This is a genomic window from uncultured Maribacter sp. (assembly GCF_947496775.1).
Taxonomy (GTDB): Bacteria; Bacteroidota; Bacteroidia; order Flavobacteriales; family Flavobacteriaceae; genus Maribacter_B.
The window spans coordinates 26,380-45,116 of record NZ_CANMDU010000013.1; the positions used below are offsets into that span (position 1 = coordinate 26,380).

19 protein-coding genes and 1 tRNA gene are annotated in these 18,737 nt (G+C 32.2%); 12 read left to right on the top strand and 8 right to left on the bottom strand.

Features of this window, described 5'->3' with window-relative positions:
* Positions 1-27 precede the first annotated feature (27 nt).
* Both Q0856_RS16720 and Q0856_RS16725 read left to right on the top strand, forming a co-directional pair.
* A complete protein-coding gene (locus tag Q0856_RS16720) occupies positions 28-1,848 on the top strand; it encodes a sodium:proton antiporter (protein WP_298478352.1) in 1,821 nt (606 codons plus the stop codon).
* Between the two features lie 157 nt (positions 1,849-2,005).
* The gene (locus tag Q0856_RS16725) at positions 2,006-2,269 is read left to right on the top strand and encodes a hypothetical protein (RefSeq protein WP_298478355.1); all 264 of its coding nucleotides are present in this window, start codon (positions 2,006-2,008) and stop codon (positions 2,267-2,269) included.
* A 234-nt stretch (positions 2,270-2,503) separates the two neighbouring features.
* Here Q0856_RS16725 and Q0856_RS16730 read toward each other — a convergent pair whose 3' ends face one another.
* Positions 2,504-2,734: a GTP-binding protein LepA gene (locus Q0856_RS16730; RefSeq protein ID WP_298506898.1), complete on the bottom strand. Its 231-nt coding sequence runs from the start codon at positions 2,732-2,734 to the stop codon at positions 2,504-2,506.
* A 97-nt stretch (positions 2,735-2,831) separates the two neighbouring features.
* Positions 2,832-4,628, bottom strand: coding sequence for a translation elongation factor 4 (gene lepA / locus Q0856_RS16735; RefSeq protein WP_298506899.1), 1,797 nt, complete (start codon positions 4,626-4,628; stop codon positions 2,832-2,834).
* A gap of 262 nt (positions 4,629-4,890) precedes the next feature.
* Here lepA and Q0856_RS16740 point away from each other — a divergent pair, with 262 nt between their 5' ends.
* A complete protein-coding gene (locus tag Q0856_RS16740) occupies positions 4,891-7,290 on the top strand; it encodes an outer membrane beta-barrel family protein (RefSeq protein ID WP_298506901.1) in 2,400 nt (799 codons plus the stop codon).
* Positions 7,291-7,293: 3 nt separating this feature from the next.
* Here the strand turns inward: Q0856_RS16740 and Q0856_RS16745 are convergent, their stop codons facing one another.
* From Q0856_RS16745 to Q0856_RS16755, 3 genes are read right to left on the bottom strand one after another with little or no spacing between them, the layout of a single operon-like run.
* Positions 7,294-7,509, bottom strand: coding sequence for a hypothetical protein (locus Q0856_RS16745; protein ID WP_298506902.1), 216 nt, complete (start codon positions 7,507-7,509; stop codon positions 7,294-7,296).
* Positions 7,506-8,900, bottom strand: a complete 1,395-nt coding sequence (locus tag Q0856_RS16750) for a radical SAM protein (protein WP_298506904.1) — start codon at positions 8,898-8,900, stop codon at positions 7,506-7,508. The genes Q0856_RS16745 and Q0856_RS16750 overlap by 4 nt, the downstream gene beginning before the upstream one ends.
* Positions 8,872-9,642, bottom strand: coding sequence for a prolipoprotein diacylglyceryl transferase family protein (locus Q0856_RS16755; protein WP_298506905.1), 771 nt, complete (start codon positions 9,640-9,642; stop codon positions 8,872-8,874). The genes Q0856_RS16750 and Q0856_RS16755 overlap by 29 nt, the downstream gene beginning before the upstream one ends.
* 61 nt (positions 9,643-9,703) lie before the next feature.
* On the opposite strand from Q0856_RS16755, the gene dusB reads away from it, so the two are divergent.
* Positions 9,704-10,699, top strand: coding sequence for a tRNA dihydrouridine synthase DusB (gene dusB, locus Q0856_RS16760; protein ID WP_298506906.1), 996 nt, complete (start codon positions 9,704-9,706; stop codon positions 10,697-10,699).
* 3 nt (positions 10,700-10,702) lie between these two features.
* On the opposite strand, the gene Q0856_RS16765 is transcribed toward dusB, so the two are convergent.
* From Q0856_RS16765 to rbfA, 3 genes are read right to left on the bottom strand one after another with little or no spacing between them, the layout of a single operon-like run.
* Positions 10,703-11,614, bottom strand: coding sequence for a ThuA domain-containing protein (locus Q0856_RS16765; protein ID WP_298506907.1), 912 nt, complete (start codon positions 11,612-11,614; stop codon positions 10,703-10,705).
* 33 nt (positions 11,615-11,647) lie between these two features.
* The gene (locus tag Q0856_RS16770) at positions 11,648-12,853 is read right to left on the bottom strand and encodes an FtsX-like permease family protein (protein ID WP_298506908.1); all 1,206 of its coding nucleotides are present in this window, start codon (positions 12,851-12,853) and stop codon (positions 11,648-11,650) included.
* Between the two features lie 3 nt (positions 12,854-12,856).
* On the bottom strand, positions 12,857-13,249 hold the full coding sequence (gene rbfA, locus Q0856_RS16775) for a 30S ribosome-binding factor RbfA (RefSeq protein ID WP_298478389.1): 393 nt from the start codon (positions 13,247-13,249) through the stop codon (positions 12,857-12,859).
* Positions 13,250-13,319: 70 nt separating this feature from the next.
* On the opposite strand from rbfA, the gene mce reads away from it, so the two are divergent.
* The 8 genes from mce to Q0856_RS16815 all read left to right on the top strand — a co-directional run bounded on the left by mce (position 13,320) and on the right by Q0856_RS16815 (position 18,731).
* Entirely contained in the window at positions 13,320-13,721 is a 402-nt protein-coding gene (gene mce / locus Q0856_RS16780) for a methylmalonyl-CoA epimerase (protein ID WP_298506909.1), read from the top strand.
* Positions 13,722-13,782: 61 nt separating this feature from the next.
* Positions 13,783-13,856, top strand: a tRNA-Ile gene (locus Q0856_RS16785).
* Between the two features lie 129 nt (positions 13,857-13,985).
* On the top strand, positions 13,986-14,660 hold the full coding sequence (locus tag Q0856_RS16790) for a hypothetical protein (protein ID WP_298506910.1): 675 nt from the start codon (positions 13,986-13,988) through the stop codon (positions 14,658-14,660).
* A 126-nt stretch (positions 14,661-14,786) separates the two neighbouring features.
* Positions 14,787-15,077: a hypothetical protein gene (locus tag Q0856_RS16795; protein ID WP_298506911.1), complete on the top strand. Its 291-nt coding sequence runs from the start codon at positions 14,787-14,789 to the stop codon at positions 15,075-15,077.
* A 10-nt stretch (positions 15,078-15,087) separates the two neighbouring features.
* On the top strand, positions 15,088-16,290 hold the full coding sequence (locus Q0856_RS16800; RefSeq protein WP_298506912.1) for a VapE domain-containing protein: 1,203 nt from the start codon (positions 15,088-15,090) through the stop codon (positions 16,288-16,290).
* Positions 16,291-16,498: 208 nt separating this feature from the next.
* Positions 16,499-17,356, top strand: coding sequence for a toprim domain-containing protein (locus Q0856_RS16805; protein ID WP_298506913.1), 858 nt, complete (start codon positions 16,499-16,501; stop codon positions 17,354-17,356).
* Positions 17,347-17,871: a mobilization protein MbpA gene (mbpA, locus tag Q0856_RS16810; RefSeq protein ID WP_298506914.1), complete on the top strand. Its 525-nt coding sequence runs from the start codon at positions 17,347-17,349 to the stop codon at positions 17,869-17,871. The genes Q0856_RS16805 and mbpA overlap by 10 nt, the downstream gene beginning before the upstream one ends.
* On the top strand, positions 17,868-18,731 hold the full coding sequence (locus Q0856_RS16815) for a relaxase/mobilization nuclease domain-containing protein (protein ID WP_298506915.1): 864 nt from the start codon (positions 17,868-17,870) through the stop codon (positions 18,729-18,731). Before mbpA ends, Q0856_RS16815 begins: the two co-directional genes overlap by 4 nt.
* Positions 18,732-18,737 lie beyond the last annotated feature (6 nt).

Sequence of the window (18,737 nt, forward strand, 5' to 3'; positions counted from 1 at the left end):
AAAGGTATTTTCCCTAAAAATAAAATCATGCTAGAACTTGCTGGAATTATTATACTTGGAATTATAGCTCAATGGATGGCTTGGCGTTTAAAACTGCCCGCTATTTTACCTTTAATATTAATCGGATTATTGGTGGGGCCTATTGCCACTTTATTTACCGAAGATGGTTTAAAACTAATAGAACCTATATGGAATGGTACAAATGGTTTATTCCCAGGGGATGGTCTTTACTATTTTGTATCCTTGGCCATAAGTATTATTCTTTTTGAAGGCGGACTAACGTTAAAACGTTCCGAGATAAAAAACGTAGGGCCTGTAATAACTAAACTAATTACGCTTGGTTCTGTAGTTACTTTTTTTGGAGCTGGTTTGGCTGCACATTATATTTTTGAATTACAATGGCAAATTTCTTTTTTGTTTTCTGCCTTAATTATTGTGACTGGACCTACCGTAATTACGCCTATTCTTAGGAATATTCCGTTAAAAAAAGATGTCTCTACTGTTTTGAAGTGGGAAGGTATATTAATAGACCCTATTGGTGCTTTAGCTGCGGTATTGGTTTTTGAATTTATTAGCGTTGGTGAAGGTCATGGATATACACAAACTGCGTTAATAGAGTTTGGTAAAATATTACTTTTTGGAACTAGTTTTGGTTTTACTTTTGCTCATGCGTTAACCTTTGCCATAAAAAAGAATTTAATTCCTCATTATTTATTAAATGTAGCTTCCTTATCTATAGTATTATTAGTTTTTGTAACCTCTGATGTTTTTGCCCATGAATCTGGACTTTTAGCTGTTGTAGTTATGGGGCTTGTTTTAGGAAATATAAACCTACCTAACCTTAAAGAGTTGTTATATTTTAAAGAATCTTTAAGTGTATTACTCATTTCAATTCTATTTATTCTCTTAGCTGCCAATATTAACATTCGTGATTTAGAATTAATATATAATTGGAAAACAGTAGCACTTTTTGCCGTAATTATATTTATAGTACGCCCTTTAGGGGTCTTCTTAAGTACGCAAGGGTCAAATTTAAAACTCAATGAAAAGTTATTTATTAGTTGGGTGGGTCCCCGTGGTATTGTAGCTGCGGGTATTGCTTCTTTATTTGGTTCTAAACTTTTAGCTAAAGGAGAAGCAGGAGCAGAATATATTACGCCATTGGTTTTTATGATTGTTTTGGGAACCGTTTTGCTTAATGCTACTACTGCGAGATTGTTTGCAAAATTAATCGGGGTATTCTTAAAAAAATCGGAAGGTATTTTAATTATTGGTGGATCTAATGTTTCTAGATTAATTGCGAATTATCTTCTTAAAAACGGTAGACACGTAGTACTTATTGATAATAACCAAACTAATGTTGAAAAAGCAAAGAAGGCAGGATTAGAGGCATTGGTGGCTAATATTTACTCCGATAGTCTAATGGATAATATTGAATTAAATGATATGGGATATTTAATGGCCTTAACAGGTAATTCTGATATTAATAAATTTGCTATTAATAAATTTCAAAAACAATTTGGTGAAAATGGAGCGTTTAGGTTGGTAAGTAGTGATGAGATGAATAAGCCTGAAAACAACCCAAAAGAAGGTCTTTTTTCGCTTTCTGATGATTTTATTAAATTAACAGAAGCGGCAAGAGAGTTTCCTACTATTAATGAAATAGAAATTACAAGCCCGGAGCATTATTCAGAACTTTTAGAACTTACAAGGAAAGAAATCTTTACAATTCCATTGTTTATTAAAGGTATTAAGGGAAATCTTGAAATAATTTCTTCTATAGATGCAGAAACTAAAACTATTGCTAAAGGATTTAAGCTTGTTTATTTAGGAAAATCTTTACAATAAATTTGTATTTATTATATACTAAAACGTTAGTTATGCATCTATAATTATCCGTTTCACAACATTTACCTACAAAATAAAAGCTTTATAAGAATATAACTACAAAGGACTCGTTCTCTTTTTTCAAATTAATTTAATAAACCAAAAACCAAATTTAATTATGAAAAAGTTATTTTTATTTCTCGCTTTAGGAAGTTCTATTGTATTTACAAGTTGTAATAAAGATGATGATGATAAAGCTTCATCATGCTCAACCTGTGATTTGGATGTGTTAGGGACTGTAACTAGCTCAAAGTACTGCGATAATGGTGATGGAACTATATCAGTGACAACGCAAGGAACAACTCAAACAGTTGAACTTGATGGTGTTTCTTTTGATACTTTTATATCTCAATTAGATTTAGTAGCGGATTGTAAAAAATAGGTATTAAGTCCTAAATAACCGATACAAATTATTAAAGGATTAATAATTAATTATAAAAAGTTGGATAATGATATCATTATCCAACTTTTTTGATTGTGCTTTTTAATATCAATGCTTAAAGATGCGTTTTGTTACTTTAAATTCTTTTCAATATTGTGTAAACTCTTTCTATAATTATTTTTTGAACAATAGTTTATCTTCTTTGTCTAGACCTTATAAACTTGTAATTTCTAACTAAGAAAAAGGCTGGGCTTTGTTAATGGTTACCGTAATATCTTTCTCCTCTATTTGGTAATTAACGCCAGCAATAAGCTGAAAAAAGTGAACCGAAGATTCTCTTTTAATCTTGTTTATTAACATAGACTCATCGATATCTCCACTTTCCTGTCTCCAAGTAAAAATAGAACGCTCTTCTAACTGAATAATACTATGTTTAGCGGTAAATTGAGCAATGTATAATGTCATAATCGGGGGATAATTAGGACAGCAAAAATAGGAAGAAATACTATTATTTTTATAGTTGTAAATAAATAATATTAACAATGCCTATGTTGCTAAATATTTAATCATTAAGCTTTAATACAGCCATAAATGCTTCTTGGGGTACTTCTACATTACCTACTTGGCGCATACGTTTTTTACCTTTCTTTTGTTTCTCTAAAAGCTTACGTTTACGAGAAATATCACCACCATAACATTTTGCAGTAACATCTTTACGCAATGCTTTTGTTGTTTCCCTAGAAATTATTTTGGCACCAATGGCAGCTTGTATAGGAATATCAAACTGTTGTCTTGGTATTAGTTCTTTTAGTTTTTCACACATTTTTTTACCAATAGTAACCGCATTATCTGCGTGTATTAGCGCTGATAAGGCATCCACTGGTTGTGCATTAAGTAAAATATCTACACGTACTAATTTAGAAGTTCGCATACCAATTGGAGCATAATCAAAAGAAGCATATCCTTTGGAAACTGTTTTTAAACGATCATAAAAATCAAAAACAATTTCGGCTAATGGCATATCAAAATTAAGCTCTACTCTTTCCGTAGTTAAATAGGTTTGGTTAGTAATTTGCCCTCTTTTTTCAATACATAAGGACATTACATTACCAACAAAATCTGCTTTAGTAATTATGGTTGCTTTTATATATGGCTCTTCTACACGATCAATACTAGAAGGATCTGGTAAATCTGTTGGATTATTTACAATTAAAGGAGTCTCAGGTTCTTTTCTTGTATACGCATGGTAACTAACATTGGGTACAGTGGTAATAACCGTCATATTAAACTCACGCTCTAAACGTTCTTGAATAATTTCCATGTGTAGCATTCCAAGGAATCCACAGCGAAAACCAAAACCAAGAGCAGCACTACTTTCCGGAGCAAAAACCAAGGAAGCATCATTAAGCTGTAACTTCTCCATAGAGGCACGTAACTCTTCAAACTCGTCTGTATCTACTGGATAAATACCAGCAAATACCATTGGTTTTACGTCTTCAAAACCTTCAATTGCGTTTTTTGTAGGTTTTGCAGCGTCTGTAATTGTATCTCCAACTTTTACTTCTCTAGCATCTTTAATACCGGTAATTAAGTATCCAACATCACCAGCTTTGATACTTTTTTGAGGGTGTTGTACTAATTTTAAAGTACCAACCTCATCCGCAAAATAATCTTTATCTGTAGCTACAAATTTTATTTTTTGCCCTTTTTTAATTTCTCCGTTGATAACTCTGAAATAGGTTTCTACACCTCGGAAAGGATTATATACAGAATCGAAAACTAAAGCCTGTAAAGATTCCTCTAAATTTCCTTCAGGTGCAGGCACACGTTCAATAATAGCAGCAAGTATTTCTTCTATACCTATTCCAGTTTTTGCACTTGCTGGAATTACTTCTTCTGCATCACATCCCAAAAGATCTACAATATCATCCGTAACCTCTTCTGGACTTGCACTAGGTAAATCTACTTTATTAAGAACAGGGATTATCTCTAAATCATTCTCTAGCGCTAAATACAAATTAGAGATGGTTTGTGCCTGTATACTCTGTGCAGCATCTACAACTAAAAGAGCACCTTCACAAGCAGCAATGGAACGAGAAACTTCATAAGAAAAATCTACGTGGCCAGGGGTATCAATTAAATTAAGAATGTACTCTTCTCCCTTATAGGTATACTCCATTTGTATAGCATGACTCTTTATTGTAATACCACGTTCTCGTTCTAAGTCCATACTATCTAGTAGCTGTTCTTTTTTTTCACGATCGGTTACGGAGCCAGTAAAATCTAACAATCGATCCGCTAATGTACTTTTACCGTGATCAATATGTGCAATAATGCAAAAATTTCTAATATTCTTCATAGGAGCAAAATGAGCTATTACATTTAATTTTTACCAGTTTTATTTCTGGTAAAGAAATGCAATTGCAAATATAGTTTAATTTAAATACTGGAATCTAAGGCTATACTATAATTATTATTACAAGAGAACCTTTATTATTTTAGTACTTATCGGTATATATTATTTAAGTAAAACAAGAATAAAAAACACCTACAAACTACAATTAATGTAGGGTATTTCTTGAAATATTTATTTATATTTACGACAATACCGAAAATCCTACATGATAAAACTTTATTCGTCCCTTTTTTTCATTTTTTTTTATTGTATAACTTCTTTTGCTCAAGAATATACAGTTTCAGGAACAGTTTTAGATGGTAATAAAATCCCTATTTCTTATGCTACTGTGGTTGTTAAAAGATTAGATTCTGTTTTAATAAAAGGAACGTCTACAAGTGAAGATGGAACATTTAAAATCGAAGAAATAAAAAGGGGTAAGTATTATTTACAAGCTAGTTATATTGGTAATACTTCTAAACTAATACCGGTACAAATAGATAAGAATATAACTGTAGAAAATATTAGCTTATTACTACAAGACCAAAACTTAGACGAAGTTGTGGTTACTTTGCAAAAACCTAGATTAGAAAGAAAAGCAGATCGTTTAGTGTTTAATATTGCTAATACCGCCTTGACAGATTCCGATATTTGGGATGTTTTAAAGAAAACGCCTTCGGTTCTTATTTCTGGGGAGAAACTACAAATTAAGGGTCAAGATAACATAGGGGTCATGATCAACAATAAAAAAGTTAATTTACCTACCGAGGATTTGTATAATTTACTCTCTGGAACTAGTGCTAATAATGTAGAATCTATAGAAGTAATTACCAATCCGCCTATAAAGTATAGTGCAGAAGGTGGTATGTTGATTAATATTGTAATGCATAAAAATTTAGCATCTGGTTATAACGGATCTCTTTATAATACTTATAAACAAGGTATTTTTGCTAAACATACTTTGGGTACAGACCATTATTTTAAGGGAGATAAAACAGATTTTTCTGTGAATTATAGTTTTAGTCGCAATAAGAAAATTACTAGATATACGGATAAAACAAGTTATTTAGGCACCCCAAGTTCAGATTGGACTGCCAATCAAAATTCTACTAGAAACGAGAACAAACACAATATAAATTTGTTTTTTGACTATTTTATAAATAAAAAAAATACACTTAGCCTATCTAGTCTTAATGTTCTTACTCCAAATTATAGTGCACTTAATAATACAGATACAAACATTAACTTTGCAGATATCACTTTGGATTCTAGTTTTAAATCTCTAATTTTTAGTGATAGAAATTATCTTAATACGGCATATTATGCGGATTGGATACGAAAATTAAAGAAAGAAGGTGCTGAAGTATCTTTTGGATCACATTATACTTTTTATAAGTCAGAAATTGGTCAAGATTTGAACACTACTTTTTTTAATAATTTAGGATCTTCTACAGGGGTTAATAACTTTACCACAGATTCTAACCAGAAAATAAACCTTTATAATGCTCAAATAGATTTTGTTACTCCAGTTGGAGAATCTAGTAGGGTAGAAGCAGGAATTCGATATGCCGGAATAGATTCTGAGAGCACTATCAGACAAGAAGGTTATGACCGTAATCAACCCGGAATAAACCCAACAGATGCAGGAGTATTTTTGTATAATGAAGATATTTACGCTGGCTATACTAGTTTTAACGCTAGCTGGGAAAAGTTTAAATTCAACACAGGTTTACGAATAGAATATACAGAAACAGTAGGAGATTTAGATACAAGTCCTAGCAAAACAGAAAACAATTATTTAGAGCTATTTCCTTCCTTCTCTTTGAATTTTGTTCCAAATAAAAATAATGGAGTAAGACTTTACTATTTTAGAAGAATTAATAGGCCTAGATATAATAAAATTAATCCTTTTCAATATTTTGAAAGCAATAACTCTGTAATTGAAGGGAATCCAAACTTATTACCAGCAACCAGAAATTACATTGCTTTAGAATATACTTTAAAGAAGGCGTATAGTATTGCGATTTCTTATAGGGCCGAAAAAAATTACTTTAGCGAACAAGTATTCCAAGATAATGCCTCGAATTTATTACGTTATTTAAGTTATAATATTGATAGGAATATTTCTTATGGGGTAGACTTTACTATGAATAAAAATATTACGAATTTTTGGGATACTTATGCCCTAATATATATATCAAATAAAGAGAATGAATTTGTTGATTTTAATTCTGGAGATTTATTATCCAGAAATATTTGGATGTGGATGTTTAGGACAAGAAATAGTTTTACGCTACTAGATGATAAAAGTATAATGGCAGATGTAGATTATGAATATTATTCGCCAACAATTTACGGTAACGAAAGCTCAGATGCTAGCAGTAATTTAAGTATAACTATACGTAAAACATTGTGGAATAAAAAAGCAAGTATTTCATTAGGAATGTCCGATATTTTTAGAAAAGACATCTATTTTGCTTCTAGGGTATATGGCGATCAGAATAATTCTACTTTTACCAGAAGAGAAAATCGTCTTTTCACATTAGGGTTTAGATATAAGTTTGGAAATGAAAAGATAAAAGCTAATAAAAAATCAAAAAATAATGCAGAACGTGGGAGAATATAATTTTTAATATGCTCCCATTAATCCGCCGCAAACGCCTAAACTTACTAGTAAATAAATACCTGCTAGTATAAAAAGCACTTTTCCCGCTTTATACTTTCTTTTACTTCTTAAAATAAACCCTATTATTAATAATAAGATTGCTGGCCCAAACATTAGGGCAAAAAGAAATGCAACTAGGCCATCTAAATTACCAACTTCTAAGGGTAGAGTTATATTCATAATATTTCGTTTTGTAGTTCTTCTAAGCGTTTTAATTTATCATCTCTATAAAAAAGGTTCATAGTTTCAAACGGTATAATTTTATAATCTTTATTTACGATATGCACGCAAGATTTTTTAATAGCCCTTACATCAAAATTATGTGCATCGATAAATTGCATAATTATAATTCTAAAAAGATTATCATAGCCTAAATTAGGAGCATCAATTTCTGGTAAACAACACATAATGCTTTTTAAATTTTCCTCTGCTTTTTCTACAGAATTTCCAGTACTAAAAAGGTCTATCATTTTACCATGTAGCTCAGGGTCTTGCTCATAAATTATGGTGTTTTTACCTTCATTTAATAAATCTTCGGGGTTTATGTACCGTGTTAAAGGACTTACGTTATTACCTAATTTTAAAGCATAAGCCATTACTAAGGCATCTGGATTACAAGGAACAGGAATTAAATCATCGGGCTCAAAAATTGGGGATTGCTCTAAAATTTTTCTTCGAACTTCGGTTAGGGTTATTCTATTTTCATCTGCTTCAAAATTATCTAGCCTACCAGCTATTTGTGTGGGCTGAAAAGTAACCCCGCGCACACATTTTTGTTTCAGAACAAAATCAATTGTTTTGCCCATTTCATGGTCATTAAGTCCTTTTTGTAGGGTAACTACAAGCGTTGTAGAGAGGTTTAATTTATTTAAGTGTTCTAAGGCTTTTAATCTTGTTTCTGCTAAATCTGCACCACGCAAGGTCCGTAAAACGGTATTCTCTAAAGAATCAAACTGAAGATAGATTTCAAAATCAGGAGCATAGCTAGCCAAGCGCTTTGCAAACTCAAAATCTTTAGCAATTTTAATTCCATTGGTATTTAGCATTAAATGCCTTATAGGAAGTGTTTTTGCGTACTCTAAAATTTCAAAAAATTGAGGATGTATCGTAGGCTCCCCACCACTAAGTTGTACTACATCTGGTTCTCCTTCATTTTTTACAATAACATCGAGCATTTTTTTTACTTCTTCCAAAGTTCTATGCCTACCATAACTTGGAGATGAAGAAGCATAACAAGTGGGGCAGGTTAAATTACAACGATCCGTAAGTTCTACAACGGTAAGGCATGAGTGTTGCTCATGATCTGGGCAAAGACCACAATCATAAGGGCAGCCGTAATGTGTTTTGGTATTAAAAGTTTTTGGATATTCTGAAACCTTGTTATAGTTTCTTATGTTTTTATAGTATTCAATATCATCCGCTATTAATACTTTAGAACGACCGTGCTCTTTGCAATTTTTGAGCATATATACATTCTCATTTTCAAAAACTATTTTGGCATCTACCCTACGTAAACATTCAGGACATAGGCTTAATGTAAAATCATAATAGGTGTAATTTCTTTCCGGCATATTGTATTCCTTGAAGTATTGTTTTATAGTAGTATAGTACACAAATTAGGCATAAATATTGAATACTACTAAGCTCTAAAAATAGAAATGCATTTGGTTTTAGAAATTCTATGAAGAATCTAAAAATAAAATAACTAATCATAAAGATTTTGAAAAGCATTCCATTTTCTAACGTATTCTTTTTAATAAGGTTTTTTAAAAAGGCCAATAGGAAAATTAGAAATACTATTTCATATAACGCTATGGGGTGTCTTAAATATTCATCACCCAAATACATTCCAAGAAAAGTATTAGTAACAATACCATAAGTAAACTCATTGGTGCCTGTTAAAAAACAACCTAAACGACCAATGATAAGCCCTACAATTATGGGTAATGTAAAAAGGTCTCCAGAAGATGTTTTTTCGCCTATATATTTTTTAATCAACTCTACCCCTAAAAGGCCACCAAATAGGCCACCCATTATTGTTTTATTGTTTAGAATAGAAAGCCACCCTTGGTTATAATGTAGTACAGGGTTTTCAAAAAAAGCAACAAACCTAGATAAGAATAAAGCTCCAAAAATAGCACCAATAATTATTGATAAGCGGTTTGTAGACGATATTAAATCGGAGCTTTTTTTGCGTAAAAAGCGGTAGTATTGAAAGCCAATAAAAAAAGCTAAGTACTCTAAGATTAGGTGCATATTAATCTTTATTCCAAAGAGAATAGGTTCATACGGAATAGAAAAGCTTAAAAACATAAATCTAAGATAGTAGCATTTTCTGTTTTTACAGCTACTGGAATAGTAGTAAATTTGTACCATGCCAAAAATTGGAGACATACAATTACCAGATTTCCCGTTATTACTTGCACCTATGGAAGATGTAAGTGACCCACCTTTTAGAGCTTTGTGTAAGGAACAAGGAGCAGATGTGGTTTATACCGAGTTTATTTCTTCGGAAGGACTAATTCGTGATGCTGCAAAAAGTGTAATGAAGTTAGATATTTATGAAAAAGAACGCCCAGTAGGGATTCAAATATTTGGCGCTAATTTAGATTCTATGCTACGCTCTGTAGAGATAGTAGAAAAATCTAACCCAGATATTATAGATATTAACTTTGGTTGTCCTGTAAAAAAAGTAGTTAGTAAAGGTGCTGGAGCAGGAATTTTAAAAGACATAGATTTAATGGTGTCTTTAACCAAAGCCATGGTAGAACATACCAAGCTGCCTATTACGGTAAAAACCAGATTAGGGTGGGATGAGAGTTCTATTAAAATTGTTGAGGTTGCAGAACGCATACAAGATGTTGGCTGTAAAGCAATAGCCATTCATGGTAGAACTAGAGCGCAGTTGTATAAAGGAGATGCGGATTGGAAACCTATTGCCGAGGTAAAAAATAACCAAAGAATGCATATTCCTGTATTTGGAAATGGTGATGTAAACACCCCAGAAGCTGCTGTAAAAATGCGCGATGAATATGGTTTAGATGGGGCAATGATTGGGCGAGCAAGTATTGGGTATCCTTGGTTTTTTAAAGAAGTAAAACACTTTATAAATACAGGAACGCATTTAGAACCACCAACTATGGAAGAACGTGTTACAGCCGCACGTAGGCATTTACAAATGTCTATAGATTGGAAGGGTGAAAAATTGGGTGTTTTTGAAACCAGAAGACACTACACAAATTACTTTAAGGGCATTCCAGACTTTAAAGAATATAGAATGAAAATGGTTACTAGTGATGCTTCTAAAGATGTCTTTGCTACTTTTGATGAGGTTCTAGAAAAATTTGGAAATTATCAGTTTGTTAGATAGTTTTTAATTCTTTTTATTATACGGTGTAGTGTCTAACACCATCGTATTATAATCTGGAAAATTATTAGGAATTTTATAAGAAGTTTTCCCTGTTGCTAGCCACTCAGTTGCGCGGATTAAGGTAGTCTGAAACCCTATGCACCTGTAACTTTTAGGATATATATCGTCTTTCCAAAGATGTCCCATAGAAGAATTGTAAACCCTTCCTTTTCCGTATGAAACTACCCATTCTACGGGCCAATTAATAGAAGTGTTAGAGTCTTTAGCATAAGAAAGAATAGTAATATTTTTTCCAGGACCACGTGCAAATTTATAAAGTTCCATATCTGGAGTTTTCCATATTTTTGGAAAATCTTTATTAATAGGATGGCTATTTAAGATATAAATATTTTCATCATTTCTTGGTCCATGAAATGTTGCTTTTCCTTCGTGAGGAGGAATTGTAATTATTTCTTTATTCTCCTTCACCTGTAATGCTACCCCTTCATCTTTTGATCTCCAACCTAATCCTATCATTAAATTATATTCTTTCCATTTTGGAAAAGCGTTATTTGCAGAATGAAGTATGTATAAACCTCCACCTTGACTTAGATATTCTTCTAAGTTTTTTTCTACTTCTTTGGGCCAGCGTATATCTTTACAGCTTATGTTATTAGTGTTTTGAATAACAACATCGTAATTTTTAAATTTTGGACGCCAATTTTTCCAGTTTTTATCTGCAGATATAGAAGGTGTTGTAGAAATACTTACTTTAAATAAATTAGTTTCTTCTAAAATTGTTTTAACAAGTAAAGAAGTTTGTTTCCAATTATGATTATTAAAACCATCAATAATTAAAACATTTAATTTGTCTGTATTAGGTTGTGCAAAAATAATTTGTCCCCAAAAAAGAAATACTACTAATTTATGTATCATATTAATATGTTTTTCTTAGCTATTAATTACTTACTAGGCAGTAATTAATTTTTTAGAAATTCTACTACTAGCAACTAAAGAGGCTAGTATTCCTAGAACAATAATAGTGGCTAAAACAATTACTACATTAATTAAATTAAATTGTACGGGATAGGCTAAGGTTGGGGTAATTTTTAACCACCCAAAAGCCAATTGCGAACCAATTAATAAAGAGCCTAAAAGAACACCTATTAGCCCACCTAAACTAGTTACTAAAACCCCTTGTAAGAAATATATTTTCCGAAGCTGTTTTATGGTTGTTCCTAAATTATATAGGGTCTTAGAATTTTGTTGCTTATCTAAAATCATCATAATTATGGCTCCTACGACATTAAAAAGAGCAATAATAAGTACTAGGGTAAAAATAAGGTAGGTTGCTAAATTTTCAGTGTTTAACATGCGATAAAGCGTACTATTCAGTTCTTTTCTACTTTTAATTATTACGTTAGGAATAATAGCTGTTATTTCATTTTTTAGTACATCACCAGTTGCAGAGTCTGAGATTTTAAAATTAATACCTGAGACTTCAGTGTTGTCTTTTTCTAACAATGCTTGTACTAAGGGTAAGTGCGCAAAGACATACTTTTTATCAATATTTTCTTCAATAACATAAACGCCACTCATTAATAGAGCAAGCTCATTATATGGTTTTGTTTTTAATGTTAGTTGCGAAGTGTTTCCTTTTCCTGGTTTTGGAGCTAAAATTACTAATGGATGTCTGTACTGGTTGATAGATATTCCCAATAAATTGGCAATACCAATACCAGTAACTCCTTGCTCGTTGTTTATAGACCAATTACCATACTGTATGGTGCTATCTATTCCGGTTACCTTTGTAAAGCTAGAATCTACCCCTTTTATATACGCAATATGATTTTTTTGACGGTGCGAGAGGTATACCTTCTCTTCTAACTCTTTGGTGTAAAAGCTTATTCCTTTAATTTTGGAAAGCTGTACCTCTTGTTCAGGGGTAATGGAGAAAAATTTCCCTGTTTTGGGTATTGCTTTTAAATCTGGATCAATAGTATTTGTATAAGAAAGACTAAATTCTTTTAAACCAGCAAAACCAGATAAAACAATAAAAAGTGCCCCAGAGCCTATAACAATAACTAAAAAAGTAATGAAATTAATAATATTCACCGCATTTTGACTGCTCCTAGAGTGCAGGTACCTTTTCGCGATGTATAATGGAAAGTTCAATAGTTACGATTTTTTTCTTTTATCTAAAAGATCTCTATTTTCAATTGGGTTTTCTTCTCCTTTTAAAGATTTTTCTATTTTTTCTATATAGTCTAAAGAATCATCTAAATAGAAAAGTAATTCCGGAACTCTTCGTAATTGATTTTTAGTTCGTTGCGAAAGTTCATGTTTTATAAGAGGTTGGTTAGATTGTATACCCTTTAAAAGCTCTTCTGCACCTTTATTTGGAAAAATACTAACATATACCTTAGCTATAGATAAATCGGTAGTTACAGATACTTTAGAGACAGAAATTAAAGTCCCTGTAAGTCCACCATCTATTGCTGCTCGTTGTAGAATATCTACAATATCTTTCTGTATTACTCCGGCTATTTTTTTCTGACGTTGCGTTTCCATGCTACAAAAGTACGTAGAAAATGGAGTTTTTTAGTTTTTCCGTATATTCATCTATAAAATAAGTAACGTTTTGAAGAAAATAGAACATATCGGTATTGCCGTAAAGAGTTTAGAAAAGTCTAATGATTTGTATGAAAAACTATTGGGAACGCCTTCTTACAAAGAGGAAGAGGTGGTTTCGGAAGGAGTTAAAACCTCCTTTTTTAAAACAGGCCCTAATAAGATAGAATTATTAGAAGCTACTAAGGAAGATAGTCCAATTGCTAAGTTTATAGCAAAGAAAGGAGAAGGCATACATCATATAGCCTTTGAGGTCGAAGATATAGTAGCAGAAATAGCACGTTTAAAGGCAGAAGGGTTCATCGTTTTAAACGATGAACCTAAAAAAGGTGCTGATAATAAATTAGTTGCGTTTGTACACCCAAAAACTACGAATGGCGTTTTATTAGAATTGTGCCAAGAAATAGGATAGAAGCACCGAATTTCCTTGCACCATAATAAAATAAGTAGTAATATTGCAACCGCAATTTGCGGGTCCTATAGCTCAGCTGGTTAGAGCACCTGACTCATAATCAGGGGGTCCATGGTTCGAGCCCATGTGGGACCACACTAGTAAATACAAAGCTTTCGAGAAATCGGAAGCTTTTGTTTTTTAAGACGGGTACAACATAGGTACAACAATCTCTTTTCTTTTTACGTATCTTTAATTACTGCTTTTATTAAGAGGTAGGAGTTTATGGATAAGTTAATTAAAAATATAGCTCAATTATGGTGCAGCCTAGACGATTCTATTGATAATTTTTTCAATAGAAGGATTTTAAGAACGCATAACTCTACCTTTCTTTTCTTAATTTCTATGCTTGGGATTGTGGCGATTAGTATAGCTTTTTTCGCAGAGTTTAATTCTGTTTTTTATAGATTCCTATTCTTTTTCGCTTATATTTTTATGGGATTTATAGGATTGACCATTGTTGGAGCATACCACGAAAAGAAACGTATAAAAAATAAAAGACTATACCCTTTTCTTTACAGAACATTAAAAATAGGGAATATCAATTACGATGCTCTAAAGCTTAATGATGACGAAAAAATTGACTTCCACTTATTATTAAACAGGAGAAAAGTTCAAAATAAAATCAATTTTCAGGAGAACAATAAAAGTAAAGATTCTGCCAATCATCGAATGTTGTTTTCAATGTTTCATGTAATACTTGAAGATGGAATAGAGAATTTAACTGATGTTCATAAAAAAGTGTTTTTTGAAATGCTCGAAGATTCTTTTTTAATGAACGGAAAAACTATCAATTACAAGACGTTAAAATCCAGTTTCTCAGGTTGGAAAGGAGATTTAAGCTCAGATAAAGGCAAGGGTTATATAAAATACTGGAAAAGTGTTTTTGATATAGCATAATTAAGAAATAATGATAGCGTAATTGTAATTACCCTATTGATTATGCGGTATTTGTTGTCATATGTTTGCCATGTACAAAAATGTAAATGGCCATTTACTCATTTCTAAATATTAAAAATAAGAGTGATGAGTGAACAAGAAAACGTCGTAGAATTACTACGCGACATTAAAGGTTTATTATCCCACACCAAAAAGGTAATGAATGTAGATGATCTAGTAATTTATACGGGATTATCGAAAAGTAAAATATACAAGCTTACCCAGCTTAAATTAATACCTGCAGGTAGGAATCCTAACATACGTCAAAAGTTCTTTGATAAAGAAACTATTGATGCCTGGTTAATGGGAGAACCTAATCTGTCCGATGAATACCTAGAACAGCAATTTAATAAGCAGCTGTTGAAAAACAAAAAATAAATCCTTGGTTATGGCTACTGATAAACAGGATTTATACAACGTTAAGGATCCAAAAAAGAAAACCATCTATGATTATACAATGGAATACTTGGAAACGAAGTATGACGTGATGTATAACGAGATTTCACACGATTTTCAGATTGCTTTTAAAGATTCCAGGAATTGGCATTACCTTAATCTTAATTCATTAATTATAGAATTGACCAAGGCGGGTATCGATATTAGTACGAGTAAATTAGAAATTCTCATGCGATCTGAATGGATACCTAAATACAACCCAATCAAGGAGTATTTTGAATCTCTTCCAAAATGGGATGGTGTAGATTATATATTGAAATTAGCATCCTATGTGCCTACTTACGAAAAAGAAGCTTTTGTGTATCATTTTAGAAAATGGTTGGTAAGGTCTATTAAGTGTGCATTGGAATCAAGTTATTTCAACAAACAAGCGTTTATTCTTTCTCATATGGGGCAAAATTCTGGAAAATCTACTTGGTGCAGATTTTTATGTCCTCCAGAACTTTCCGAATTTATGGCTGAGGATATCAGTAATGATAAAGATGCACGAGTACAATTGTGCAGAAACTTTTTATACAATCTGGATGAATTAGCGGTTCTATCAAAAAAGGATGTGAATGCATTGAAATCTTTTTTCTCCAAAACCTTTATCAATGAACGATTACCATATGACAGAAAGAACACTACACTACCAAGAATATGTTCCTTTCTTGGTTCTACTAATATGTCCTCTTTTCTAAACGATGAAACAGGTTCGGTAAGGTGGCTTTGTTTTGAATTGATAGACAAAATTGACTTTGCCTATTCAAAAGAAATCAATATTAAAGATGTTTGGACGCAAGCTTATCACTTGGCATACCATGACCCAACTTTTAATCCTGAATTAAGTATTAATGATATCAAGGAAAATGAAGAGCGTAATAAGAAATACACCAAACTAAGCTCTGAACAGGAGTTGATTGCCAAGTATTATGAGAAATCTAATGACATGGAAGACTTTGTTACTGCTTCTGATGTTCTGGTGTCTATGTCTTGCCTTAATCTTCGATTGAACCATATTAATATTGGCAGAGCTTTATCCGGGTTTAAGTTTCAGAAAGTGAAACACCCTAAAAGACAGGTATACGGTTATTTAGCTAAACCTCGCTTTAAGGATTCTCCTTGGGAAATGGAATTTTCAAAAAAGCAAGAATAACACTTACCTACTTACCTGAAAGATATAATAGTAATAATACAGGGTGTGTTTTTAGGTAAGATGCTTAAAACCTATTCTACCTAATGATTACCTAACCTACCCAAAAGTGTAGGATAGGTAAGACTATTTACTGAGTTAATGTGATGGGAATCCCCATGTATAGGCTTAATGGTAGGAAGGTAAGAGAAATTACAAAAAGTAAAAGCAAATGAAAAAAGAAATAATGAATTGCGAAAAAGCCCGTAGTCTTTGCGTCGTTAAAATACTTGCAAAACTAGGACATTTTCCCAATCGGAAAACGGAAAAAGAAGCTTGGTTTCTAAGTCCTTTCAGGTCAGAAACACAAGCCTCTTTTAAGGTCTCTTTAAAACAAAACTACTGGATTGACTTTGGAACTTTTGAGGGAGGCAATGCAATAGATTTGGTAGTTAAATTAAACCACTGTTCTGTAAAGGAAGCACTAACTATTTTATCAAACGATATGAGTGATGTTTATGTTCAACAACATTCATTTTTGGAATTGGAAAAAGAAACAGGAAAATTAGAAATCCTAAAAGTGCAGCTTATTCAACATCAGGCATTAATTAACTATTTGAAGTCAAGAAAAATACCACTGCAAATAGCTAAACGATACTGTAAAGAGGTTTGGTATAGAAATAACGAAAAAACACTTTTCGCTCTTGGACTCAAAAATCAGTTAGACGGATGGGAACTTCGAAACAAATATTATAAAACGTCTACCACACCTAAATCTTATAGTTATTTCAATAACGGAAATGAAAACCTAATGATTATTGAAGGGATGTTTGACTTACTCTCTTTACCAGTTTTATTAAATAAGGATTTTCATGAGCATGACTTGATTGTTCTTAATTCAGTGGCATTTGTAAAACGTGTTGGTCTTTTGCTAAAAAGCTATACAACTATCAAACTGTGTTTAGATAACGATATTTCAGGAGATAAGGCAACAGAATATTTATTAAATGTTTTTCCTTCTACTATTGATTGTAGAGAAATTTATAAAGCTCATAAAGATGCTAATGAAAAATTGATGTTATGGGATTAGAATACGATGACAGAGATGAAAACTTTGATTGGGTAGAACGAAAATCAGAAGAACGGAAAAACAAAATACAACTTACTACCAAACAGTTAGAAGATAGCGATTTTTTAATACTTCAGCTAGGCGAGGAAGATTCGGTGCAAACGAATTCGAGATGTGTGTCTGTGGACACAAACTCGATTACTCCCGATGGTCGCAATGAAAAAAAAAGGGTGTTTAAAGGGAAAACAGAACTGATTAAATTCCGATGTACATCACTAGAAAAGAAACTATTGAAGAATCGTGCAAGACGATGTGGATTGACTCTTAGCGAATATTTTAGAAGGGTTGCTTTTGAAAAAAAGATAACCGAACGCCTGACGGAAGATGAGATTACTATTTATAGGACTCTAGTAAAATTCCACAACAATTTTAAAGCAATAGGAAACATGTATCGAAAACGTAATCCTCATTTAACTGAAAAAGTGTATTGGTTGGCTGACGAAATAAAAGACCATCTTCAAAAGTTCTCACCATGATTGGAAAAGGAATGGCTATTGCCCACACCAAAGCTTCTATGTCTTATGGATGGAATCAGGAAAAAGATGCTGAAGTAGTTTTTAAACAGGAATTGATAGGCAACAACCCTGAAGAAATAACACAGGAATTTAAAATGCTCCAGGATCAAAATTATCATTGCCAAAAGAACACGCTTTCTTTTGTTCTTAGCCCAACTGTAGAAGATGGGAAACGATTGAAACTAAAAGATTTTGAAAAAGTATGTCAAAAATTTATGGAACAGATGAAACTAGGAGAACGACAAGCGATTGCCTTTGTTCATAGAGATAAACAGCATACTCACATTCATTTATACGTAAATCGGATTGATTATAAAGGAGTAGCTTATAACGATAGTTTTATTGGAAAACTAAGTCAACAAGCAGCGGAAAAGGTAGCGGAACAATTGCAGTTGACAACTGTAAAGCAAGTGCAAATGGAAAAGGAGTTCTTACTCCAAGACGTTAGACAGGAAATAAAGCGAAGACATGAACTTACATTAAAACAATTTACACCCAAGAATTTCGAGGATTATATCAAATCGATGGAGACTAATGGGGTAAAAGTAATTCCTAGTATTAATAAAGGGGGAAAGCTCCAGGGATTTCGATTCGAATTCAATGGCTATAATTTAAAAGGTAGTGAGGTACACCGGAGTATGACTGGAAGTAATATTGGGCAACAGTTGTATAGTCAATCCAATACCAAAATAAAAAGTATAGCACCCGTAAAAATATTAAATAATGCAGTTCCTGTAGCTCCAAGATTGGCAATTAGTATTCTAAAGAAAATTGCTAAAAAAACAATAAAATACACCATTGATGCAGGGCTAGGAATTTAAACACTA